The organism is Streptomyces geranii, from assembly GCF_002954775.1.
GTDB classification, from domain to species: Bacteria; Actinomycetota; Actinomycetes; order Streptomycetales; family Streptomycetaceae; genus Streptomyces; species Streptomyces geranii.
Map to the genome: position 1 here is coordinate 12,016 of NZ_PJME01000072.1, position 20,940 is coordinate 32,955.

General features: G+C 68.9%; 23 protein-coding genes and 1 tRNA gene. 6 read left to right on the forward strand and 18 right to left on the reverse strand.

From position 1 onward, the window contains the following. Positions 1-103: 103 nt before the first annotated feature. The 4 genes from CW359_RS41900 to CW359_RS41915 form a co-directional block, all read right to left on the reverse strand. On the reverse strand, positions 104-1,333 hold the full coding sequence (locus tag CW359_RS41900) for a PP2C family protein-serine/threonine phosphatase (protein WP_105975510.1): 1,230 nt from the start codon (positions 1,331-1,333) through the stop codon (positions 104-106). A 115-nt stretch (positions 1,334-1,448) separates the two neighbouring features. Next, positions 1,449-1,733: a twin-arginine translocase TatA/TatE family subunit gene (locus CW359_RS41905; protein ID WP_105975511.1), complete on the reverse strand. Its 285-nt coding sequence runs from the start codon at positions 1,731-1,733 to the stop codon at positions 1,449-1,451. After that, positions 1,721-2,443 (reverse strand): hypothetical protein, encoded by a 723-nt coding sequence (locus CW359_RS41910; RefSeq protein WP_198655577.1) that lies wholly within the window; start codon positions 2,441-2,443, stop codon positions 1,721-1,723. The genes CW359_RS41905 and CW359_RS41910 overlap by 13 nt, the downstream gene beginning before the upstream one ends. A gap of 85 nt (positions 2,444-2,528) precedes the next feature. Next, positions 2,529-3,104, reverse strand: a complete 576-nt coding sequence (locus tag CW359_RS41915) for a TerD family protein (protein ID WP_105975512.1) — start codon at positions 3,102-3,104, stop codon at positions 2,529-2,531. 171 nt (positions 3,105-3,275) lie between these two features. Here CW359_RS41915 and CW359_RS41920 point away from each other — a divergent pair, with 171 nt between their 5' ends. Together CW359_RS41920 and CW359_RS41925 are read left to right on the forward strand one after the other, a co-directional pair. Next, positions 3,276-3,770, forward strand: a complete 495-nt coding sequence (locus CW359_RS41920; protein ID WP_105975513.1) for a BlaI/MecI/CopY family transcriptional regulator — start codon at positions 3,276-3,278, stop codon at positions 3,768-3,770. Between the two features lie 6 nt (positions 3,771-3,776). After that, the gene (locus tag CW359_RS41925; RefSeq protein WP_105975514.1) at positions 3,777-4,718 is read left to right on the forward strand and encodes a M56 family metallopeptidase; all 942 of its coding nucleotides are present in this window, start codon (positions 3,777-3,779) and stop codon (positions 4,716-4,718) included. A 24-nt stretch (positions 4,719-4,742) separates the two neighbouring features. On the opposite strand, the gene CW359_RS41930 is transcribed toward CW359_RS41925, so the two are convergent. Next, positions 4,743-5,198 (reverse strand): tellurite resistance TerB family protein, encoded by a 456-nt coding sequence (locus CW359_RS41930; RefSeq protein WP_105975515.1) that lies wholly within the window; start codon positions 5,196-5,198, stop codon positions 4,743-4,745. Between the two features lie 109 nt (positions 5,199-5,307). Next, the gene (locus tag CW359_RS41935) at positions 5,308-6,294 is read right to left on the reverse strand and encodes a sporulation protein (protein WP_105975516.1); all 987 of its coding nucleotides are present in this window, start codon (positions 6,292-6,294) and stop codon (positions 5,308-5,310) included. A 515-nt stretch (positions 6,295-6,809) separates the two neighbouring features. Between CW359_RS41935 and CW359_RS41940 the strand changes: the two genes are divergently transcribed. The 3 genes from CW359_RS41940 to CW359_RS41950 all read left to right on the forward strand — a co-directional run bounded on the left by CW359_RS41940 (position 6,810) and on the right by CW359_RS41950 (position 10,072). Next, positions 6,810-8,153: a hemolysin family protein gene (locus CW359_RS41940; RefSeq protein ID WP_105975517.1), complete on the forward strand. Its 1,344-nt coding sequence runs from the start codon at positions 6,810-6,812 to the stop codon at positions 8,151-8,153. Beyond that, positions 8,150-9,169 carry a hemolysin family protein gene (locus CW359_RS41945; protein WP_105975518.1) on the forward strand — a complete coding sequence of 340 codons (1,020 nt, stop codon included), beginning with the start codon at positions 8,150-8,152 and terminating at the stop codon, positions 9,167-9,169. Before CW359_RS41940 ends, CW359_RS41945 begins: the two co-directional genes overlap by 4 nt. 507 nt (positions 9,170-9,676) lie before the next feature. Then, positions 9,677-10,072, forward strand: coding sequence for a hypothetical protein (locus tag CW359_RS41950; protein ID WP_105975519.1), 396 nt, complete (start codon positions 9,677-9,679; stop codon positions 10,070-10,072). 434 nt (positions 10,073-10,506) lie between these two features. Here CW359_RS41950 and CW359_RS41955 read toward each other — a convergent pair whose 3' ends face one another. From CW359_RS41955 to CW359_RS41995, 10 genes are all read right to left on the reverse strand, one after another. Continuing rightward, positions 10,507-10,932: a PIN domain-containing protein gene (locus tag CW359_RS41955; RefSeq protein WP_105975520.1), complete on the reverse strand. Its 426-nt coding sequence runs from the start codon at positions 10,930-10,932 to the stop codon at positions 10,507-10,509. Then, positions 10,929-11,207 carry a CopG family transcriptional regulator gene (locus tag CW359_RS41960; protein WP_105975521.1) on the reverse strand — a complete coding sequence of 93 codons (279 nt, stop codon included), beginning with the start codon at positions 11,205-11,207 and terminating at the stop codon, positions 10,929-10,931. Before CW359_RS41960 ends, CW359_RS41955 begins: the two co-directional genes overlap by 4 nt. Before the next feature lie 62 nt (positions 11,208-11,269). Further along, a complete protein-coding gene (locus CW359_RS41965) occupies positions 11,270-12,166 on the reverse strand; it encodes a phosphorothioated DNA-binding restriction endonuclease (RefSeq protein ID WP_105975522.1) in 897 nt (298 codons plus the stop codon). A 56-nt stretch (positions 12,167-12,222) separates the two neighbouring features. Continuing rightward, positions 12,223-14,895, reverse strand: a complete 2,673-nt coding sequence (locus CW359_RS41970; protein ID WP_105975523.1) for an ATP/GTP-binding protein — start codon at positions 14,893-14,895, stop codon at positions 12,223-12,225. 165 nt (positions 14,896-15,060) lie between these two features. Next, the gene (locus CW359_RS47430) at positions 15,061-15,234 is read right to left on the reverse strand and encodes a hypothetical protein (RefSeq protein WP_332875054.1); all 174 of its coding nucleotides are present in this window, start codon (positions 15,232-15,234) and stop codon (positions 15,061-15,063) included. Between the two features lie 59 nt (positions 15,235-15,293). After that, positions 15,294-15,878 carry a hypothetical protein gene (locus tag CW359_RS41975; protein ID WP_332875055.1) on the reverse strand — a complete coding sequence of 195 codons (585 nt, stop codon included), beginning with the start codon at positions 15,876-15,878 and terminating at the stop codon, positions 15,294-15,296. 89 nt (positions 15,879-15,967) lie between these two features. Beyond that, positions 15,968-16,657, reverse strand: coding sequence for a DUF488 family protein, N3 subclade (locus CW359_RS41980; protein ID WP_105975524.1), 690 nt, complete (start codon positions 16,655-16,657; stop codon positions 15,968-15,970). Positions 16,658-16,899: 242 nt separating this feature from the next. Next, positions 16,900-16,973 (reverse strand) — tRNA-Pro (locus CW359_RS41985). 42 nt (positions 16,974-17,015) lie between these two features. After that, positions 17,016-17,846, reverse strand: coding sequence for a Pr6Pr family membrane protein (locus tag CW359_RS41990; RefSeq protein WP_105975525.1), 831 nt, complete (start codon positions 17,844-17,846; stop codon positions 17,016-17,018). 54 nt (positions 17,847-17,900) lie between these two features. Continuing rightward, the gene (locus CW359_RS41995) at positions 17,901-18,827 is read right to left on the reverse strand and encodes a metallophosphoesterase (RefSeq protein ID WP_105975526.1); all 927 of its coding nucleotides are present in this window, start codon (positions 18,825-18,827) and stop codon (positions 17,901-17,903) included. Between the two features lie 125 nt (positions 18,828-18,952). On the opposite strand from CW359_RS41995, the gene CW359_RS42000 reads away from it, so the two are divergent. Then, a complete protein-coding gene (locus tag CW359_RS42000) occupies positions 18,953-19,417 on the forward strand; it encodes a GatB/YqeY domain-containing protein (protein WP_105975527.1) in 465 nt (154 codons plus the stop codon). Between the two features lie 433 nt (positions 19,418-19,850). Here CW359_RS42000 and CW359_RS42005 read toward each other — a convergent pair whose 3' ends face one another. Both CW359_RS42005 and CW359_RS42010 read right to left on the reverse strand, forming a co-directional pair. Continuing rightward, a complete protein-coding gene (locus CW359_RS42005; RefSeq protein ID WP_105975528.1) occupies positions 19,851-20,150 on the reverse strand; it encodes a response regulator transcription factor in 300 nt (99 codons plus the stop codon). Between the two features lie 198 nt (positions 20,151-20,348). Beyond that, a complete protein-coding gene (locus CW359_RS42010) occupies positions 20,349-20,849 on the reverse strand; it encodes a hypothetical protein (RefSeq protein ID WP_105975529.1) in 501 nt (166 codons plus the stop codon). Between the last annotated feature and the right edge of the window lie 91 nt (positions 20,850-20,940).

Below are 20,940 nucleotides of genomic sequence, written 5' to 3' on the forward strand. Positions count from 1 at the left end.
TTGCTGCTCTACGACGTGCGGGGGAAAGGCGCGGTTGTCGAGGGCGGGGATGTTCACCCGATCGGGTCGATCGGGTCGATCGGGTGAATCGAGTGAACCGGGTTCACAGGCGCAGGACGATGAGGGCCGTGTCGTCGGTGGTGCCGGTGGGTGGGAGGAGGTCGGTGAGGAGGGCGTCGGCCAGGTTCTCGGGGGTCTCGTGCCGGTGGTGGGTGAGGGAGTCGGCGAGCCGGGCCAGACCGGTGTCGATGTCCTCGTCGCGGCGCTCGATGAGACCGTCGGTGTACAGCACCAGGACGGCGCCTTCGGCGTAGGGCGTACGGGCCTGGGGCCGGGGTTCGCGCTGCGGCCGGGCGCCGAGCGGTGGGTCGGTGGCCTCGTCGAGGAAGGCGACCGTGCCGTCGGGGTGCACGAGGGCGGGCGGCGGGTGGCCGGCGCAGCTGTAGGTGACGGTGTGGCTGTCCCGGTCGATGAACGTCGTCACGACGGTGGTCGACTCGGCGCCCTCGACGGAACGGGCGTACAGATCGAGGGCCTCCAGCGCCTGGGCGGGACCGCCCGCGACCCGGGTGGCGCCGCTCAGGGCACTGCGCAACTGCCCCATCACACAGGCGGCGCCGAGCCCGTGCCCGACGACGTCCCCGACGGCGACCGCGAGGCTCCCACCGGGCAGATCGACCAGGTCGTACCAGTCGCCGCAGACATTCAGCGTGCCTACGGCGGGCTGGTAGCGGACGGCGGCGTCGTGCGCCCCGGTCGGCCCGGACGGGGGCAGCATGGCGGCTTGCAGGGCGAGGGCGACCTCGCGCTCCCGGGCGTGCGCGGCGCGCAGCCGCTCGTTGACCTCCTGCAGCTCACGGGCCCGCGTGTACAGCTCGGCCTCCAGCGCCCGGTCCCGGCTGTCACCGCCCGGGCCGCCGAAGGCACGGATCAGCTCGGTGACCTCCTCGACCCGGTGGGCGATCAGCTCGACCTTGCCGTCGAGACCGAGGACGGGGGCGTTGACGGGGCTCCAGTAGTGCTCCCGCCAGCGGCCGGGCCGGGTGGGGTCCTCGATGTCGTACCGCAGCAGCGCCATGGTGTCGCGCTCACCGGTGGCGACCGTACGGAGCATCGACGCCTCGGTCTCCCGCATGCCGGCGGCGGCCGGATCATTGGGGTTCTCGGGAAAGACGTCGAAGATATAGCGCCCCACGAGCTGCTCACGGGTCCGCCCGGACAGCCGTACGAAGTCGTCGTTGGCGTCGGCGTACACCAGCTCGGGGGTGAGCAGAGCCACCATGCCGGGCAGGGCCCGGAAGACCGCCGCGTAGTCGATCTGCGGTTTCCTCATGTCCTGCCCGTCTTGCCTGTTTGTCCGTCTGCCTCGGTGCAACCCGAGGGTAGCCATTCTGACCGGGGCTCGCAGGGGCTTGCGGTACGTCGACGGGCCACTCACCTGTCGCCCGTCACGCGTCGCGAGGCGGTGCGCTCTCCCCTTGGACCGGCCGTCCGGGCTCCGCGGTGGGGGCGGGGGCGGGCGTGCCCGGCGTGACTGTCTCGCCCTTGATGATCCGGGGGGTCGAGCCTCCCTCCGGCTGCGCCTCCCCCTCCCCCTCCTTCATGGCGCGTGCCTCCGCCTTGAGGATGCGGGCCGACTTTCCCGCCGAACGGGCCAGGTCAGGGAGCTTCTTCGCGGCCAGGACGGCTATGACGACGATGAGGATGATGGCCAGTTCGCTCAGTCCGAACATGGGGTCCTGTCCTTGGGGAGGGAAGTGCTGAGGGGAGCTGAGGGGAGGGCTTCCGAGTGCGGGGCGGGGGAGACGGGGGAGACGGGGGGCTCCGCCGCCCTTGCCAGGAGCGGGTCCTCGGCGAGGTATCGGTGCAGGTGGGGCACCATACCCCGGTCCAGCAGGGCCTGTTGCCAGGACAGCCGGGCCTGTTCCACCCGGTCGGCGGTGGGTGGGCCGCCGCGCTCGCGTATCGCCGTCCGCAGCAGGGCCGTAAGGGCTGCCAGGGCGCTCAGCGCCGCTGTCAGTGCCAGTACCCAGCCCGCGTTCACCAGCGAGGCCGGCAGGGTGGCCACCTCGTCGGCGAGCTGGAGCGTGTAGCCGAGCAGGAGCAGGGCCGCCGCCGAGGTCGCGGCCACGACCGGTGTGAGTACGGCGAGGGCCGGCAGCAGGGTGTTGCGCCTCGTCGGTGGGCTCGTCGGTGAGGGCGTCGGGCCGAGTCGGGCGGCCGAGCGCAGGGCGAGGTAGGCGGCGTACTCCCGTTCCGTCGTCGCCGTGATCTCGTCGGCCGCGTCGAGGGCTCGTCGCCGTATGCGGGCCGTCGCCTGTCCGGTGGGGTCGGCGAGCAGGGGCCGGCCGATGGGGGCGGTGCTCATCGTCAGGCGCAGTACGGCTTCGAAGTCCGGTCGGTCCTCCGGGCGGAGGCGGGTCGTGGTGGTCGGGTCGGCCATGCGGTCTCCCGGGTGGTGGGGCGTCGGCCGCCGAGCCCGCCCCCGACGATCGAGGGTGCGGCTCGGCGGGGATCGGCAGCCTCTGTCAGATGTTCACGCCGAAGTCGGAGGCGATTCCGGCCAGTCCGGACGCGTAACCCTGGCCCACCGCGCGGAACTTCCACTCGGCGCCGGCCCGGTACAGCTCGCCGAAGACCATCGCGGTCTCGGCGGAGGCGTCCTCGGAGAGGTCGTAGCGCGCGATCTCCTGACCGCCCGCCTGGTTGACGACCCGGATGAAGGCGCCCCGGACCTGCCCGAAGCTCTGGCCGCGGTTGTCGGCGTCGTGGATGGAGACCGGGAAGACGATCCGGTCGACCTCGGCGGGTACGGCCGCCAGGTTCACCTTGATCGACTCGTCGTCGCCGTCGCCCTCACCGGTGAGGTTGTCCCCGGTGTGCTCGACCGATCCGTCCGGGCTGGTCAGGTTGTTGTAGAAGACGAAGTGACGGTCCGAGAGGACCTTGCCGGACACGTCCAGGAGCAGGGCGGAGGCGTCCAGGTCGAAGTCGGTGCCGGTGGTCGTCCGGACGTCCCAGCCCAGACCGACCAGGACCGCGGTCAGGCCCGGGGCCTCCTTGCTGAGCGAGACGTTGCCGCCCTTGGACAGGGAAACTCCCACTGTTTTCCTCCTGGTCGAGTTCATCGAGATTGCCTGGTGCAGTGCGGTGCTACTGGATGACAATCTACATCAGTGTAGAAGTTGTGTGGGGTGACTCCTGGCGTCGGTGACTCCCGGTGTCCTTACGATGGAGTGCCCGTGAAGTGCGCGGCAGCGGAAGGGAGACAGGGCGTGACGGATCAGCGGCAGAGTTCCCGGCGACGGGGACAGGGCGAGCTGGAGGCGCTGGTGCTGTCCGCGCTGCGGGACGCGGGTGGCCCGGCGACCGCGGGCTGGGTGCAGGAGCGCCTCGGCAGCGACCTCGCCTATACGACCGTCATCACGATCCTCACCCGGCTGCTGGCCAAGGGCGCGGTCACCCGGGAGCGGGTCGGCCGGTCCTTCGCCTGGCTGGCCGTGGCCGACCAGGCCGGTCTGGCCGCCCGCAAGATGCGCCGGGTGCTGGACGCGGAGGGGGACCGAGGGGCGGTGCTGGCCAGCTTCGTCACCGGACTCGGCCCCGACGACGAACGGCTGCTGCGCGAGCTGTTGGGCCAGTCCCGGGATGCTCTGGGCGAGTCCGGAGATGCTCTGGGCCGGTCCCGAGACGCTCTGGGGCAGTCCGGAGACGTTCCGGGGCAGTCCCGGGACGCTCTGGGGCGGTCCCGCGACGGAGGGGAAGACTGACGCCTCATGGGGGTCTTCGTCTTTCTGCCGCTGGTGCTGCCCTTGACGGCGTGGCCGGTCGCCCGTCTCGCCGAGCAGCACCTCCACCCGCGCACCGCGACCCGGCTGCTGACCGGCGTGGCCGCCGTGATGGCCGTGTGCAGCACGGTCTGCCTCGGGCTGCTCATGGTGGTCGGCACCGCCCAGCTCCCCGGCAACCCGCTGCCCGACGGCTGGTCGGACCCCGAGGTGCGCGAGGCCGTCCCCTATGACGAGGTCGTCGGCAGGGCGGCCATCCCCGCGCTGTGCGTGGTGGCCCTGGCCTGCGCCCGCACCCTCTGGCGGCACGGCCGGACCCGCCGCCGGGCCCACCGGGCGCTCGCCGGGCTGCCCCGCACGGAGGTCGCCGTCCTGCCCGACGCGACGCCGTACGCGTACGCGCTGCCCGGCGGCCGACGCGACCGGATCGTCGTGACCACCGCCCTGCTCGACCGCCTCGAACCCGCCGAACGCCGCGCCCTGTTCGCCCACGAACGCGCCCACCTCGCCGCCCGCCACCACCGCCACCTGCTCGCCGTACAACTGGCCGCACGCGCCAACCCGTTCCTACGACCGCTGCGTACGGCCGTTGCGTACACGGCGGAACGCTGGGCCGACGAGGACGCTGCCCAGAAGGTCGGCAGCCGGCGCACCGTGGCCCGGGCGATCGGCAGGGCCGCGCTGGTCTCCCGCGCGGCGCCACCGGCCGCGTTCGTCGGCTTCGCCGGGTTCGCCGCGCCGGGGCCGGTGCCGCGCAGGGTGGCGGCCCTGCTCGGGCCCGCGCCCCTGGGCCGCCGCTGGCCTTCGGTGTTCACCACGGTCGGCCTGGCGGCATGGGGTGCGGCGGCGGGTACGGCCGTATCGGCGATGTCGTCCGCGAACTCCGCCGTGACCATGATCTTCATCCTGCACGCGGCCACGCCCCTCTGACCCACCGGTCGTGGCGCGCGCCGCTCAGAGGTCGAACTCGTGCGGCGGCAGGTCCAGGGTGAAACACGCCTCGCGCACGACGGCCTGCTCGGTCTTGTCGAAGTCGCCGTCCGCGCCGCCGATGACGATGCCGATCTGGATCACGGCACGGGCCTCGGCGGGCTTCTTCTTCGCCTTGGCGACCTCCTGGAGGACGCTCACCTTGCCGAAGGCGAAGTCGGCGACCAGCTTGTCGAGGTTGGCGTCGAAGCGCCGCTGCAGATCCATGGCGTCGAAGTTCTGCAACACCTCGTTGGTGGCGATCAGCTGGGCCACCCGCTGGCGCTCCGAGGGATCGACGGTGCCGTCGGCGGCGGCGACCAGGGCGCACATCGCCATGCTCGCGTCGCGGAAGGCGCCGCTCTTGAGGTCGTTCTTCTTAGCCATGAGCTGGGTCTGCATCGTCGACGCGGACTCCTTGAAGCGGTCCCACAGGGCCATGTGAACTCCAGTAAGTCGAAAAGGGATGAACGGGTTGATGAATGAATGGATCAAGGTCTACAGCACCGTAGAAACTAACCGCCGGGCGGATAAGTTCCGCCGAGTCGAGTCACCCCTCTTCCTCTTCTTGCTCCTCTTCCTCGTCACCCTCGAAGAAGTCCCCGACCTCGTCCACCACTTCGGCCGCGACCAGCCCGCCGACCACGCCGACGGCGAGACCGGCCGCGCCCGCCGCGACGACGGTCCCCATGCCGGGACCGGAACGGTGACCGTCGCCGCCATGGTCGCTGTGGCCGTACGCGCCCTGTTGTGAGCCGTACGACGCCCGGTGCTCGACCAACTGCCGGATCCAGCCGTCGACTTCGGTGTTCCAGTCGCGGACGTCGACGTCATGGTGGCCGACCGTGAAACGGGTGACCGTGTCGTGGCTCCCCGAGAAGAAACCGCCGCGCTTGTCGGCCTCCAGGACCACCTCAAGGCCGGCCGGGCCCGCCAGGAAGGTCAGCTCGATCTCGTTGACCTGGTGGGCGTACTGCGGGGCCGGGGTCAGTTCGAGCTCCTGGTAGAAGGGGAGCTGCTGGCCGGTGCCGTGGATGCGGCCGTATTCGAGGTCGGCGGACTTGAACCCGAACCCGAGCTGCCCGAGGGCCTCCAGGATCGCCTCCTGGACCGGCAGCGGGGCGACGCTCAGCCGGTCCAGGTCGCCCTTGTCCTTCGCGCCGGCCACCGCCAGCTCCGTACGCACCCCGAGGACGATGCCCAGGCCCTGCCCGTACAGCTCGGTGACGGGTGTCTCCCAGGGCAGCGTCACGCTGAACGGCACGGTGTACGACTGGCCCTCGCCGAGCCGGAAGCCGCCGCCGACGGTGTAGCGCTCGAAGACGACGACGCCCTCGCTCTCGCCCTCCGCGTGCTCGGCCTCGACCCGCGCCACCAGCTCCAGGGTGATGTGGTCGACGTCGAAGTCGGCATTGCCACCCCGGAGTTGGACCTCGCCGGTGAGCGCGGCGCCGGGGCGGGCGGGGGCGGGGTCGAGGACCGTGTCGACCGTGGGGCCGCCCACGCCGAGCGAGCCGAGCAGTCGTTTGAACACCATCGGGGCGTTCACTCCTTCGTACCTTCGTATGCGTTCCTGTACTTCTACAGCTGCGTAGAAGCATAAGGTCGAGGAGGCGCCGGGAAGCTGCGCTCCGGGCCTGCGGCGGCGGAACGGCCGAAAACCGGTTCCCGGGATCCTGCGGGACCCGTGCTGTGCGGCTCCTTTACAGTGGGTGTAGAAACAAGTGACCTGTTTCCGCTGCCCGGTGGGTCCCACCACCCGATGAGAAGGAGCGTTGGTCCCCTGAAGGCCGTACGCCACCTGACCCTTCGGCTCTCCGGCGCCCAGCTCGCCATGGAACCCCGACACAGCCAGACTCGTTGCCGAAGTGAATGTTCTGGTGAATGTTGTAGTGGACGTTCCAGCGAACGTTCTAGTGAAGGAGCACCCTTGTCCGCCAGCTCGACGGACTCCCCGGGGCGCAGGCCCCGACCATCCGCCCCGCAGGCCGCCCCGCAGGTCTCTGCCGAGCGCGGCGCACTGCCGGACGGCATCCCCGGGGCGGGGCGTCGATGAGCGCCCTGGAAGCCTGGCTCGGGGTGCTGGCCGTCCTCGTACTCACCCTCGGCACCGGCTACTTCGTAGCCCAGGAATTCGCGTATGTGTCCGTCGACCGGCTGGCCCTCGCCCGTGCCGCCGACGCGGGGGACAAGAAGGCCGGCCGTGCGCTGGTCGTGCTGGAGCGGCTGTCGTTCATGTTGTCCGGTGCTCAGCTGGGCATCACCGTGACCGGACTCGTCGTCGGGTTCATCGCCGAGCCGTCCGTGTCCGTGCTGCTCGACCCCGTGCTGACCGGCATCGGCGTGCCGGACGGCGCCGTCGGCGGGATCTCCGTCGTGCTCGCCTTCGTACTGGCCACCGTCGTCCAGATGGTGATCGGTGAACTGGCCCCGAAGAACCTCGCCATCGCCGTCCCCGAGCGGCTGGCGAAGTCGCTCGCCTCCTCCACGCTGGCCTATCTGAAGGTCGTCGGCCCGCTCGTGCGCGTCTTCGACGGCGCCGCCAACCGGCTGCTGCGCAGGATCGGCATCGAGCCCGTCGAGGAACTGCACCACGGCGCCACCCTGGAGGAACTCGGCCATCTCATCGGCGAGTCCCACGAGCAGGGCCAGTTGCCCAGACGCACCGCCCAACTCCTCGACCACGCCCTGGAGTTCTCCGAGCGCACGCTGGACGAGGTGATGGTGCCGCGCGCCGACACCGTCTTCGTCCGCAAGGACGCGAGCCTCGCCGAAGCGGTCGAACTCATCGGCAAACACGGCCACTCCAACCACCCGGTCCTCGGCGACCACCCCGACGACGTAGCCGGAGTGCTCGGCGTCCGGGAACTGATGGCCCTGCCCGCCGAGGGCTTCGCGGACACCACCGCGGCCCAGGCCGCCCGCCGCCCCTTGCTCCTGCCGGACACCCTCCCGCTGCCCGACGCGGTGGAGCGGATGCGCTCCCAGGGCGACGAGTTCGCGGTCGTCCTCGACGAACACGGCGGCGTGGCGGGCATCGTGACCTACGAGGACATCGCCGAGGAACTGGTCGGCGACATCGCCGACGAGACCGACCTCATCACCGAGATCGCGGTCGCGGACGGCGAGGGCTGGCTGGTGGACGCGGGCCGCCGACTGGACGAGATCGCCGAGGCCACCGGCATCGACCTGCCCACCGACGAGGACTACGACACGGTGGCCGGCCTGATCGTCGACCGCCTAGGCCGCTTCCCGACCATCGGGGACAGCCTCACGGTCGAACTGCCCGACGGAGGCCGCGCACTGATCGACGTACGCACCCTCGACCGGCACGTACCCGAACACGTACGACTCGAACGCGTACGACTTGAGCAGGCCCCGGAGGAACAGGCATGAGTTTCCCGATGGCGCTCTTCGTCACCGTCCTCCTGCTCATCGGCAGCGGGTTCTTCGTCGCCGCCGAGTTCGCCCTCGTCGCCGCCAAACGGCACCGCATGGAGAAGGCCGCAGCCGAGGGCCGACGCGGCGCGGGCGCGGCCCTGGCCGGGATGCGCGAGCTGTCGCTGATGCTGGCGGGCGCCCAACTCGGCATCACCGTCTGCACCTTGGGCCTCGGCTCGGTGTCCAAGCCCGCGATCTCCCACGAACTCGACCCGCTCCTGCACGACTTGGGCCTGCCCAGCGCCCTGAGCTACGGCGTCGCGTTCGCCGTCGCGATGATCGCCGTGGTGTTCCTGCACATGGTGGTCGGCGAGATGGCCCCCAAGTCCTGGGCCATCGCCCACCCGGAGAGTTCCGCGATGCTGCTCTCACCCGCCTTCCGGGCCGTGGTGAAGGTGGTGCGCCCGCTCATCGCCGTCCTCAACCGGATCAGCAACGCCCTCGTACGACTCTTCAAGGTCACCCCGCGCGACGAACTCACCTCCGTCCACAACCGCGAACAGCTCACCCACCTCGTCGAGGAGTCCGAACGGCTCGGCCTGATCAGCAAGGACGACTCCGAGCTGATCACCAACTCCCTCACCGAACCCCAACTGCCGGTCGGTGAACTCCAGGTGCCCGCCGCCCAGATCACCTCGGTACGGGCCGACGCGGACGTACCGGAGATCCTCGCGCTCGCCACCGCCCACGACCGCAGCCGCCTGCTCGTGCGCGACGGCGAGACGGTCGTCGGCTCCGTCCACGCCCGCGACGCCCTGGTCGCCCGGTCCCGCGGCCGAACCGTCACCGCCCGCCAACTAGCCCGCCCGGTACCCGAACTGACGGCACGGGACACAGTCGGCGAGGCCATCGAACAACTACGCCGCCGCCGAGCCACCCTGGCCGTGGTCCGCGACGAAGAGGGCCACCTCACGGGCCTGATCACCCTGGACGACCTGCTGGCCCGCCTGCTGCACCCGCAGGAGGCATGAGAGCCCAAAAGACCGTCCCTCGCGAAGATCCACAACAGGGGAACGGAAACAGGAACAGGAAGAGGAACAGAACACACGCACGCAGCAAGGGAGTCGGGGAAACCCGATGACACAAGACGGGACCGCGGCCACCCCAACTCCCGCCCGATTACCTGCCGAGCGCTGACAGGCTTCCGCGGAGGGGCGGGACTCGTGGAACCCGTTCGACCTGGCCGTGGTCAGAGGGGGTGAATCTGCGTCGATGTCTGATAATCATCATTATCAAATGAAGCTGGGCTGGGGCGTATCCTGTGCATGGCAGATCGCGCCTGCCCGCTCCGAGTCATGGTGGGCCCACGTCCATCGTGACGGCGAAGACAAGGTTCCCTGAATCGCGCAGCGGCGTTCCGCCAGGTCATCCAAGTATCCGCGGCGGGGTGGACGTGGGGCGTCCCGTCCGATGGAGCACACGATGACCAGGAACCGTCGCAGCAAGGCTGAGATTCACGCCACCGAGCAGCCACAGGAATGGCGTATCTGGTGGCCCGCAGGCAGATCGCTGCCTTGGCCGAGGTGATGCAGCAGCATCCGCGGCTCAACTCCTTCGGCATCGGCGTCTTTGATCCCCTTCGCAAGACGGCCGAGCAGCGCCGGACCGACCTCGCCGCCAGCCGTGAGGAGTTGGCCGGAGGCGTGGCCATGGTGATGGAGACGGCCGAGTGGCTGCGCGAGAACGTCACGCCGATCAAGACCCCTGCCGCCAGCAGCTACAGCGTGAAACACGTGATGGAGCGGGCAACCGGCAGGTACGTCACAAATGGCGAGTTCATCGCCGCCGCTCTCGTCGCTGGCTACACCTTTAAGTACGCGCAGCCGAATGTGCTGTTCGGAATGAGCGTCCGGGACCTGAAGCGGATGAACTGAGCGTGCCGGCAGGGATCCCTGCGGCCATCTGAACGGGCCTCAAAGAGGCTCGGTCTTCCATGGAGGCGTCGTTGTGTGCGCAGGACCTTCGAGATCCTGCGCACACGACAGCTTCAGCCAGGGTGCCGGTAGGAACGGCCGAAAGACCAACGGCATCTGACGGATGATGGAGATGAGTGCCTTGACCGCCCGGCTGGAACCTGTGACACGCCGACATGGTCACCCTCTGGGCTCACAAAAGTGCAGTGATCGCTGGTGTCTTGGCGGCGTTTTCGGTTTCCTGGCCGTGAACAGAAGGCCAGCAGACTGCCCGGTCAGGTAGGGCGATTGGCGCGTCTGTCCTGGCCAGGGTCCGGGGCTTGCAGCCGTGCGGGATGTCCTGCTCCCGGGTTGGTGCCATCCCAGCTGCGGGCCCTTGAGGGGCGCGGGTCGGGTCACACCTTCTTGACGACGACCGTGTCCGGGACCAGTTTCTCCAGGTCGTCGACGTCCGAGGTGAAGACGGTGACCTGTCCCTTCTGCCGTCGTGCGATTACGGCGAGCACGGCGTCGATCGCGTACTTGTGGCCGTGCAACTTGGCGTCGGCCAGGAGCCGGCGTGCCTGGCGGGCCTCGTCCTTCCCGATGTCGGCGACCTGGAGCCGAGACAGTACCCAGTCCCAGCGCTGTTCGGTTGTTCTGCCGTCGTACGCCTCGACCAGGGTCATCGGTGACGTCACCACTTCGGCCTCCCCTTGCGCCGCGAGGTCGAGCCAGGCGATCATCTTCCGCTCACCGCGCACGGCCAGGGAGAGAGCTTCACAGTCCAGGACGAAGACACGGAGCGGCCTCTGCCCGTGCTTATCGACTAGCTTCTTCACGCAGCCTCTCCGGCGTTGTGCTGTCCGGAGGCGCGGCGCCGCTCGTGTTCGGCGTCGAGCTCCTCCAATTCGTCCAGTACGGCCACACGCTCGTCCTCAGTCACGGGGCCGTGCTCTTCCTGCAGCCAGTCGACCAGTTCCAGGAGCCGGTCCCGGTCGCGCTTGAAGCGCAGCGCCTCTGCGACGTACGCCGACAGGCCCCGCTCTGCCGCGTCCGCGCGGATCTCGTCCAGAAGATCCTCGGGGATCGTCACGGTTACCTTCTTCGTTGCCATACAAGAGACCATACTCTTGGTATCGCACTCCTTACCAGCGAGGCACAGCCGACAATGCGAGGTCAGGCGGCCGTGGCAGGGCGCGGGCAGCCGTGGAAGACCTGGCTGGTGTGCCGGGAGCGGTGGATGGCGGCGACGGGGTGGGCTCCGGGCTGGGGTCCGATGAGTGGTCGGTCAGCGAGCGCGAGGACGTGTTCGCGGGCGGCGGAGCTGTGGCCGACGAAGCGCTGGGAGACCAGGATGCGGTGGCTCTCGCCGACACCGAGGACGCCCTTGTCGAAGAGCTTGTGGTGCAGGGAGCACAGGCATAGTCCGTTGTCGACATCGTCCGGGCCGTCGAAGGCCCACCAGCGCACGTGCGCGGCCTCCAGGCCGACCGGCACCGCGCCGATCCTGCCGTCGTAGCCGCAGAAGGCACACCGATACTCGTAGGCCGTCAGGACCTGCTCTCGCATCCGTGGATCCCGCCGCCTCCGCACGGCGGCCGAGAGCTGTCCGGTCTGGGCCGGCTCCAGCTCCAGGCCGACGGCTTCGCACAGGTCGCCGTGGAGCGAAGGCGGGAAGTGCAGGTCGAGCAGGACGCGTGCCATCCGGCCGAGCAGCGCTGGTTCACGCCGCAGCGCCGCCCGCAGTTCCGGCGCCAGCCGCCCTGCGGCCCCGGTGGCCCGCAACTCCCGCACCCCGCTGCCGGGGCTGCCCGGTCCGCGATCGGTGCGCACCTCCCACACGCCGTCGCTCACCAGGTGGTGGAACGGGTAGGCCGGAGTCGTCCTGTTCGGCGGACCGTACTCGGTCAGCAGCCGCTGCAGATGCTCCTCCACCACGCTGTACCGCAGCTCGCCGACGGCATCCTGCTGGAACCGACCGAGCGCGTACAGCAACAGCAACGGCTTGTGCGGAGCCCGGGTCCCGCTTCTGCTCCACTGCCTCAGTTTCGCGGTGCGCTCCAGCCAGTCCATGACCGGCGATCGTAGTCGCGCCTCGTTGACCAGCGATCTACGCATGTGTGAAAAGCCTAACGAGCCGCGGCGAGGTGATCGCGACGTGTCGTCACCAGGTAGCGCCATCGTTCGCGGGTCTGTTGTTCTCCGTCCATCCACCGTGCTCGCGCGGTGTGCTCGGGAAGCGGAAGGCCGGCCATGAAGTGGGCGATGTCGACGTAGTAGGCGTAGTCGCCGCTCTGAGTGAGTTCGCGCAGGCGGGTGATCGCGGTGGCGAGGTCGTCCTGGGCGTCGAGGACGGCGTGGTGGAAGCACAGGGCCAGCTGCAATTTCGCCGCCGCGTAGGAAATGCCGGAGACACCGATTTCAGCGAGCAGCACGGCCGCCCGGCCGGGCAAGTCGGCGGCGAACCCGGCATCGCGTACGAGCACGGCGATGCGAGCGGTCATCTCGCTGGAGCGCAGGCTGAGGTGGGACAACAGCCGGTCCGCCAGATCGAGTTCGGCATAGGCCCGAAGCGGATCGGAGAAGGAGGCGGCGAAGGCGAGATGCGCCTGCACCATGGCGGTCTCGCCGACCACACCGTGCTCCTCAGCTTCGTTCCGGCCTGCCAGGTAGGCGTCTATCGCCCGCTCCATGTCGCCCTGCACCCACCACACGTCTCCCAACACCCGATGGTGCCGCCCTTCCCAGCCCAGCCTCCCCGCGGCTTCGACCGCGGTCGGGAAGTCTCCGGACAGTCGGCTCAGGTGTGCCAGGCCGCGCCGAGCCGCGGAAGCGAGCCGACCGTCGGCGGAGGCGACGCGCTGCATCCCGCGACGCGAATCATCGGTCAGACCGAGGTCTCGCTGGGCCTTCGCCAGGTAATACGTGGCTAGTTCGACCAGGTCGTCGGGGAGCAGCTCCGAGGCGAGAACGGCCGAGAGTCGACTGGTCGTGCGTTCACGGTGCTCGTGCTGGCGCCGGGCGATGGCGCTCAGCGTTTCCACCAGGGCATCTGCAGCAGTCTGCAGGCCACCCGACGACGTGGCATCGGCGGCGGGAAGCACCAGTGGTTCCCAGACGGAGTCCCCTACGTACTGGAATGCGGCATCGGCGAGCCAGTCGAGACCGAGACGGAAGTCCCGTGCGAGGAGCAGTCCTTGCTGGAGACACCCGACCAGGACGGTGCGATCGTGCCGCAGGTCCTGGCGCCACTGGGATTCCAGGGCGTGGAAGGCCCGTTGGGCCGCACGCCGCCAGTCCTGCTTCGACCAGCGGTCGTCACTGCCGTCGTCCGCGCTGCGAATGGCGGAGCGGATCAGATCGTGGACATGGAAGGGCCACACGCCGGAAGAGGACTCCCGGATGAAGGGGCGCTCGGTCAGCCGTAGGGCGGGCGCGTCGTGGTCCATGCCGGCGGCTTCGGTGGCCAGGGATACAGAGAATGCGCTGAGCAGGCTGACCGAGCGGAGCACGTGGCGCTCATCGGCGGTCAGGTCGCTGACGGTACGGGCGATCAGGGCGGGGAAGTCGTGGTCGAAGTCGGTGACCTGCGGCTGTCCGCCGCCGCGTCGGAGTTCCAGATAGCGCATGACCGACAGGTCAAGGTACAGAGGCAACCCGTGGGAGCGCTCGGTGATGATCCGGCGGACCGGTTCGTCGATCAGCGGCTGCCCATCGCGGCTCAGCCTGCCGACCAGGTAGTCCTCACAGTCTTCGGGGGAGAAGTCGCCGATCAGGACCTGACGGCCCGATACAGCTCGCCCCACATGCGCCGTGTTGGCTACGAGACCGGGCCACGCCTGCGGCCCGGTCCAGTCGAGCTGCCCCTCCAGGCTCGTCTCCGCCCACTGGAGGCGGTTGCGTCCGGTGACGACGAAGAACGCGTTGGGCATCAACCACACGATGCGTTGGAGCAGACGTTCGAAGTCGCGGTGTGTGCGGTCGCCGGTGTCCTCGAAGGTGTCCAGCAGGATCACGGGTAGTGGGCTCTTGCCGGCCGGGAGTTGAGCCAGGTCCCAGGCGAGGAGGTGCGGATAGAAGCTGAGGGCTTCCAGGTCCGGCTCGGCCTCCAGGAGGTCGGCCAGACGGGAGCAGTCGGCTAGGGCGCGTACGGACTGGCGCCGTTCGCGTAACGCCTTGATGAGCGCTCCGGCCCCGTGCCCGAGCGCACTGCCGACTGTGCCGGGCAGGAGCAGGGCCTGGGCGACGTCACTGAGCGCGGACTGCATCTGCTGGGGCAGCGCGGCAGCGGCGCTGAAGCGGCTCAACAACCCGCCCCGGCGCAGGTGATCCTCGATCGTTTCGCCCGGGTGGTTGTGCTCCCAGTAGCGGCGTAGGGCGAGGTCGAAGGCGGGCATCGGCCGGCCGAGCGTGGCGACGGCAAGACGGATGGTGAGGATGACGCGTTCGAAATCCATCCCCGCGGCGCGCCCGAGATCGATACGGACCGGCAGAGTCCGCTCCTCGGGGTGGGACGGCGATCCCCATTGCGCCGGGCGGTGCTCGCTGCGGGCCAGCGATGCCTCGATCTTGCGGGAGAGCGTGGACTTGCCGATCCCGCCCACACCGTGAAACACGAGGATGTTGCGGCGGGGAGCTTCCAGATCCTCCACGTCGAAGTTCGCACAGGTCACGTGCCGTACGTGCTCGGCGAGGTCGACCGTTACGGCCTGCCACTGTGCCTGCCGGTTCGTGAACGCCTCACTGGCGGCGATGCTCCGGTCGTTCGAGCCGAACAACGTTCGAAGGTCCCGCCCTGCCACAACTCCCCCTGACGATCAACTGGAGCCCAGCTCAACTCCGTTGACGACAGCATGGCACGCCCGTATTCAGGCAGGTCCACAGGCCGCATCCGGCACGCGGCAGTTGAGCCGACGGCCTCGGTCAGGAGACGGTGGCCACGGGTTTCCCATCCTGCGTACTCACCCTCACAGGTCGAACAGGCTCTCCTGGAAGTTCTCGACGACATCCCGTTGGGGGTAGAACAGGCCAAGCAGCAGGAACGTCTTGGGGCGTGCCGCAACGTTCCCGACGAAGCAGTGCACGGCCTTCTCCGGAGTGACCATCCGATCGAACCAGTGTTCGCGAAGCTTCTCCTCCACGCCGTCCTTCCCATACTGGCGAAGGAACTTGCGGTACGACTCGCCTGCCTCCCAGTCCCTCAAACCCATGTCGTGACCACCGCACTCCTGATCCGTGCAACGGAAGCTGTACCGGAACTCAAGCGGCACCCACTCCAGTTGGCGGAGGTCCTGTGCGAGTAGATCCAACTGATCTGCAAGGCAGCCTTCGAAGCGGGCCAGCGCTCAGCAGGAGCGAAGCGGAAGCCGGTGAACTCCGCTGGTCGGAAGACACCAAGCGACGTCCCCCGAAGCTCCTGGTCCCGTTTTATGGAGCACAGGGACGGCGCCATGAGGGGCTGCACATGCGAGAAGCGTTCGCGCCAGCCGTCCGCTGTCCCGAGGCGCTCGATGACCTTGAGGGTCTGCAGGTTGGGGCGCAAGCTCTCGGGACGGCGGTCCCCATGGTGTCGCTGCACGTCGACCTCGACGATCGAGTACTTGGCGAACTGGCTTTCTTCGTTCAGCAACCGGAACGGAACCGGGAAGAGTCGCACATGCTGGGGCGTCCCCTGGTCGAGCCGTATGCCGGCCACGCAGCTCGTCTCGTGGTACCTCGCGGACAGTTCCGGATAGGTCTTGACCGCGATCATGATCCGTGCGCGCTGCCGATCCCCCGAGCCCATGGTTGCCCCCTCCATCGATCTCCCGGTCTCGATTGCAGGAGAGGCATGGGCAACGGGCAAGAGCGCGTGCGGGGGGGGGAGGGGTGAAGTCAGGCCAAGGGAATCACAGGGACAGCGGCCTGCTTGTGCACCGTCTCCAGGACGACCTGCCGGTGGCAACGGCTCTCGTCCTTCTCGAAGCACAGCACCGCTACTCGCGACTGCCGGGCATGCTCCGCCAGGCGGTCAAGGTCGGATTTCGCCTCATCGGACTGCAGCAGGCTTCGGAAGCGTGCTCGCCCCACTTCGATGCGGCCGTCCCAGAAAGGCTCACGATTGTCCTTCGGATTGCCCAGGCCACGCAGGTGGGTGTACTTGATGCCCGCTTCGGCCAGAGCCTCCCCGAGGCGGGTCTTGCTGAAGCCCTTCTTGCGACTGATCGGAGTGAGTCGAACATCCGCCACGACACCGATGTGGCTCTCGACGAGCACGGCGACGAACGAGTCGATATCCCGCCCTTCGTACCCGGCGGACCACAGCCCGGGCGTGACGGACACGGCCTGGGCCGCCCGGAACAGATCATCGAGAGAGACCGCAAGAGCCTCGGCCACCGCGCCAACGGTCAAGAAACCTGGCTGGATCGCTCCCTCGCTCTCCAGACGCCCCAGCGTCCCGACGGCGATGTCTGCTTCTTCGGCCAGCTGTTCCCGCGTCCACCCTCGGCCCTCTCGTAACGCACGCACTTGTTGAGCGAGCGCACGAGCCTGGTCGAGAGGAGGAGCTGAGCGATGGCCTGCCATATGCGGTGTTCCTAACGACCGGCAAGGAGGCCCGCATGGGTGCTGCTGGTCAGTTACGAGCCCTGGACTCGTGAATGCGCAGGTGGCAGGACACGCAAGCGTCGCTGTTCCTGCGGCACTGGAGACCGGTTCCGGGAAAGGACGACCAAGATTTTCCCTCAGCTATCTCCCAAGAGATCTCCAGTAACAACTCAAGGGCCCGACCCGCGCTGCGGATCGGACCCTTGAGTTGTACTTCACTGTCGGGGTGGCGGGATTTGAACCCACGACCTCTTCGTCCCGAACGAAGCGCGCTGCCAAGCTGCGCTACACCCCGATGTCGCTGCTTGTCCTGCTTGTCGCGGCGACGTCGTTTACTTTAGCCCACCGGTGGCCCCAGGCGAAATCCGGTTTTCGCGCGGTGGTGGACCGGGTTCGGGCGGATGTGGTCGACGGTTACGAGGGCGACCGCCAGGGCGTAGAAGCCCAGGCCCAGCAGGAGTGCGTTGGCCAGGACGCTCTTGTAGCCGTCCTTCGCCACGTCCAGGAAGGCGTACAAGTAGCGGCCCTCCGTGCCCGGGTCGAGCAGTTCGCCCCTTGTCAGGGAGAACGCCAGGTACGCCAGTGGGTACAGGAGCCACGGTGCCGCCTGGCGCAGGTGCAGGTGGCCGGGGGCCGTCAGGAGCAGCCAGTCGATCAGTGCCGCGAGCGGGATCGCCGTATGGAGGAGGTGGTTGGTGACCGCGTGCCAGCCCGTCGGGGGAGCGGGGGTCGCGAAGGGGCTTGACGCGTTGGCCACCAGGCCGTGGTGGATCAGGGACGCGATCAGCACGTAGAGGAGTGCGGCGCCCGTCAGTGCCGCCGGCAGGGGGCGGCGGGCCGTCCACGCTCGGCGGGACGCGAGCGTCGTCACCAGGGTCAGCAGGATCGCGCTCTGGATCGTGAAGCGGCTCAGGGTCTGCAGGGGGGTGTTGTCCAGGAGGAGTTCCGCCGCGACTGCCGCCGCTGCCGTTGTTGCCGTCAGGAGGCGGAAGATCGCCGTCGCCGGGCGGCGTACCGGGGTCACCACCGCCGTGGCGGGGACGGGGGAGGAGAGCAGGGCGGCTGCCGGTATCCCCGGGAGGGCGGGGATGTCCGGTATGTCGCTGGGGATCGGCTGGATGGGTTGTATGTGGCGTATCGGGGGCGTCGGGCGTATCGGAGCCGTCATGCCCTCACGCTAGGGCGAGGGCATAAAGCGGGCTATTCGGGCGGGCTGTGTGGGTTACGGGGCTTCTGTCAGGGTCAGCAGCGTCGCCTCCGGGGGGCACGCGAACCTCGCCGGTGTGTAGCGGTTCGCTCCGCAGCCCGCCGAGACGTGGAGGTACGACGTCCGGCCCTCCGCCGTATGCGTCGACAGGCCCTTCACGCGGTCCGTGTCCAGGTCGCAGTTGGTGACCAGGGCGCCGTAGAAGGGGATGCACAGCTGGCCGCCGTGCGTGTGGCCCGCCAGGGTCAGCGGGTACGCGTCCGCCGTGAACGCGTCCAGGACGCGGAGGTAGGGGGCGTGGACCACCGCGAGCGAGACGTCCGCCGACGCGGACGGGCCGCCGGCCACCTTCTCGTAGCGGTCGCGCTTGATGTGCGGGTCGTCCAGGCCGGTCAGTTCCACCGCCATGTCCTCGATCTTCAGCGTGCCGCGCGTGTTCGTCAGGTTCAGCCAGCCCGCCGAGTCGAAGCCGTCGCGCAGCTCCTCCCACGGGTTGTGGATGACGTTGACCGCGGGCGCGTTGCCGTTGAGGCCGTGCCTGCCCTGCATCTTCTCGACCAGGTAGCGGGCCGGGTTGCGGGGGGTCGGGCCGTAGTAGTCGTTGGAGCCGAAGACGTACGCGCCCGGGAACTGCATCAGCGGGCCCAGCGCGTCCAGCACCTCGGGCACGCCCTCAGGGTCGGACAGGTTGTCGCCCGTGTTGATCACGAAGTCGGGGCGCAGGCCGGCCAGCGAGCGCAGCCAGCGCTGCTTCTTGTACTGGCCGCCGACCATGTGGATGTCGGAGACCTGAAGGATGCGCAGCGGGCGCATCCCGGCCGGCAGCACCGGCACGGTGACGCGTCGGAGGCGGAAGAAGCGGGCCTCGAATCCGACCGAATAGGCGAGGCCGGCGGCGGCAACCGCCGTGATTCCCAGGGGTACTCCGTATCGCGCGCGCATGCTCCCATCGTGTCAGGCGGGGGAGGGTGGTGGAAATCGCGGTGGGGGTCGCGGTGGAGGTCGCGTGCGGGCCGGGATGGAAATCCGCGGGCGGGGTGCTTGCCGTACCTGCGACAATCGTTCGCATGACCACGCTCAAGTCGAAGCTCAGGGAAGACCTCAACGCCGCCATCAAGGCTCGCGACGAACTCCGTTCCTCCACGCTCCGGCTCACCCTGACCGCGATCACCCAGGAAGAGGTCTCCGGCAAGGAGAAGCGCGAGCTCTCCGACGAGGAGGTCACCAAGGTGATCACCCGCGAGGCGAAGAAGCGCCGCGAGGCCGCCGAGGCGTTCACGCAGGGCGGTCGGACCGAGTCGGCCGAGCGGGAGAAGGCGGAGGGCGAGATCCTCGCCGTCTACCTGCCCAAGCAGCTCAGCGACGAGGAGCTGAGCGGCATCGTCGCCCAGGCCGTCGAGGAGGCGAAGGCGGCCGGCGCCGAGGGGCCGCGGGCCATGGGCCAGGTCATGAAGATCGTGAACCCGAAGGTCGCGGGCCTCGCCGAGGGCGGCCGGGTCGCCGCGCTGGTGAAGAGCGCGCTGGCGGGCTGATCCGCTCGGAGCGGATTCGGCGCTGATTCGGAGTGGCTTCGGAGTTGATACGGGCGGTCCGGAAGGCCGGTACGTCGGGCGCGAGTCGGCTGCCGCAGCGTCGGAGGTGCTGCGGCAGCCGACCGGCCGTAGCGAGGGCGGCTTGGCGCCATGTCCCTCTCACCGGAGGGGCTGGACGGCCCGAGTGCGCGGGAGGCTGCCGCCGCCCTCCTGGTCAGGACCGCAGGCGGGCCAGCCGTTCGGCGGCCTGACGGCGCTTCGGCTGGAACGGATCGGCGCTGCCTCCGGCGCCGCACGGGTCCGGACGGACCCGCCCTCGTCGGCGGCCCTTTTCATCTCCCGGCCATAGCCTCTCTCCATCTCCCGGTCATAGCCCTTGCAGTACAGGCCTGACCGGACGATGCATGCGTATGAAGTCGGCGGACGGGCCTGCTCATGGCTGTGGCCGATGGTGTCTCCGCCGCTGGATATCGTTGTCGCCGTCGTCGCGCGAGGCGGGTCCGGCCGTGCGCAGCAGGCCCAGTTCCTGTGCGCGTGCGCCCAGGGCCACCCGTCCGTTGGCCTGCAGCCGCTCCATGAGGCGCTGCACCTTTCGCTGCACCGTCCGGTGCCCCACTCCCAGGCGGCGGGCGATCGACGCGTCGTTCAACCCCGTGTAGAGAAGAGCCAGGATTCGTCGTTCGTCGGGTTCGATACAGGACGCATCGGCGTCAAATTCCGGCGTAATGGTCATTTTGCCTCCCCGTGTAACGGCGCTGTGTTCGCGGCGCCGTTACACGGCAGTCTAGGAAGCGTTTGCGGCAATTAGTAGCCGTATAAATGCGACCCAGTGGGAGGTAAGGGGACGGGTGAGATGTCTGCCGAAAATCGGGCTATCCGGCTCACAATGCACCCGACTATCGGTACGCCGGATTCTGGACTTGAGCCAGGATCAGTACCAAGGAGTGCAGCGCGCGGTGCCCGACGGGTTCTCCACGCAGGCGCGCATTTCATGGGTCGACGGATTGTAGTACATCGGCGTGCGCGTCACGTACATGTTCGCCGTGTCCGCCACCTTGGCGGTCCAGCCCGAGGCCCCGCCCGTCTTCAGGCCGAGCCTCAGGTAACAGGTGGAGTGGTCCTTGGTGCAGCGCTGGACGTACACCGACCAGTCGCCCGCGCCGGTGCCGCTGAAGTACTCGAGGCGCCCCCAGCTGTACTGGTCGCCGTCCGTCTTCCCCCAGCGCAGCTCGTACGAGAACGAGTTGCCCAGGTCGTAGGGGCCGTAGGTGGTGACCGGTCCGGATTCCCAGCTCTGGATGTTCGGGTCATGGCCGTCACAGCCGAAGTTGTCACAGGCCAGGGCGGCTGCCGAGGCGGAATTCGGGACGGCGAGCGCGAGTGAGCTGAGCACCATGCCGAGTGTGAGGCCGATACGCGACCGGAATTTCATTTCCCCTCCATCTGGTCCATCTGGAACGGCGATACGCACAGGGCGGGCAAGCGAATGGGCACCCTCCTGGCGGGCTGCACGTGAGAATGTC

Coding starts and splice junctions, on each gene's coding strand:
- CW359_RS41900 (WP_105975510.1), bottom strand. CDS start 1,333: ATGAGGAAACCGCAGATCGACTACGCGGCGGTCTTCCGGGCCCTGCCC.
- CW359_RS41905 (WP_105975511.1), bottom strand. CDS start 1,733: ATGTTCGGACTGAGCGAACTGGCCATCATCCTCATCGTCGTCATAGCC.
- CW359_RS41910 (WP_198655577.1), bottom strand. CDS start 2,443: ATGGCCGACCCGACCACCACGACCCGCCTCCGCCCGGAGGACCGACCG.
- CW359_RS41925 (WP_105975514.1), top strand. CDS start 3,777: ATGGGGGTCTTCGTCTTTCTGCCGCTGGTGCTGCCCTTGACGGCGTGG.
- CW359_RS41930 (WP_105975515.1), bottom strand. CDS start 5,198: ATGGCCCTGTGGGACCGCTTCAAGGAGTCCGCGTCGACGATGCAGACC.
- CW359_RS41935 (WP_105975516.1), bottom strand. CDS start 6,294: ATGGTGTTCAAACGACTGCTCGGCTCGCTCGGCGTGGGCGGCCCCACG.
- CW359_RS41940 (WP_105975517.1), top strand. CDS start 6,810: ATGAGCGCCCTGGAAGCCTGGCTCGGGGTGCTGGCCGTCCTCGTACTC.
- CW359_RS41945 (WP_105975518.1), top strand. CDS start 8,150: ATGAGTTTCCCGATGGCGCTCTTCGTCACCGTCCTCCTGCTCATCGGC.
- CW359_RS41950 (WP_105975519.1), top strand. CDS start 9,677: ATGGCGTATCTGGTGGCCCGCAGGCAGATCGCTGCCTTGGCCGAGGTG.
- CW359_RS41960 (WP_105975521.1), bottom strand. CDS start 11,207: ATGGCAACGAAGAAGGTAACCGTGACGATCCCCGAGGATCTTCTGGAC.
- CW359_RS41965 (WP_105975522.1), bottom strand. CDS start 12,166: ATGGACTGGCTGGAGCGCACCGCGAAACTGAGGCAGTGGAGCAGAAGC.
- CW359_RS41975 (WP_332875055.1), bottom strand. CDS start 15,878: ATGGGCTCGGGGGATCGGCAGCGCGCACGGATCATGATCGCGGTCAAG.
- CW359_RS41980 (WP_105975524.1), bottom strand. CDS start 16,657: ATGGCAGGCCATCGCTCAGCTCCTCCTCTCGACCAGGCTCGTGCGCTC.
- CW359_RS41990 (WP_105975525.1), bottom strand. CDS start 17,846: ATGACGGCTCCGATACGCCCGACGCCCCCGATACGCCACATACAACCC.
- CW359_RS41995 (WP_105975526.1), bottom strand. CDS start 18,827: ATGCGCGCGCGATACGGAGTACCCCTGGGAATCACGGCGGTTGCCGCC.
- CW359_RS42000 (WP_105975527.1), top strand. CDS start 18,953: ATGACCACGCTCAAGTCGAAGCTCAGGGAAGACCTCAACGCCGCCATC.
- CW359_RS42005 (WP_105975528.1), bottom strand. CDS start 20,150: ATGACCATTACGCCGGAATTTGACGCCGATGCGTCCTGTATCGAACCC.
- CW359_RS42010 (WP_105975529.1), bottom strand. CDS start 20,849: ATGAAATTCCGGTCGCGTATCGGCCTCACACTCGGCATGGTGCTCAGC.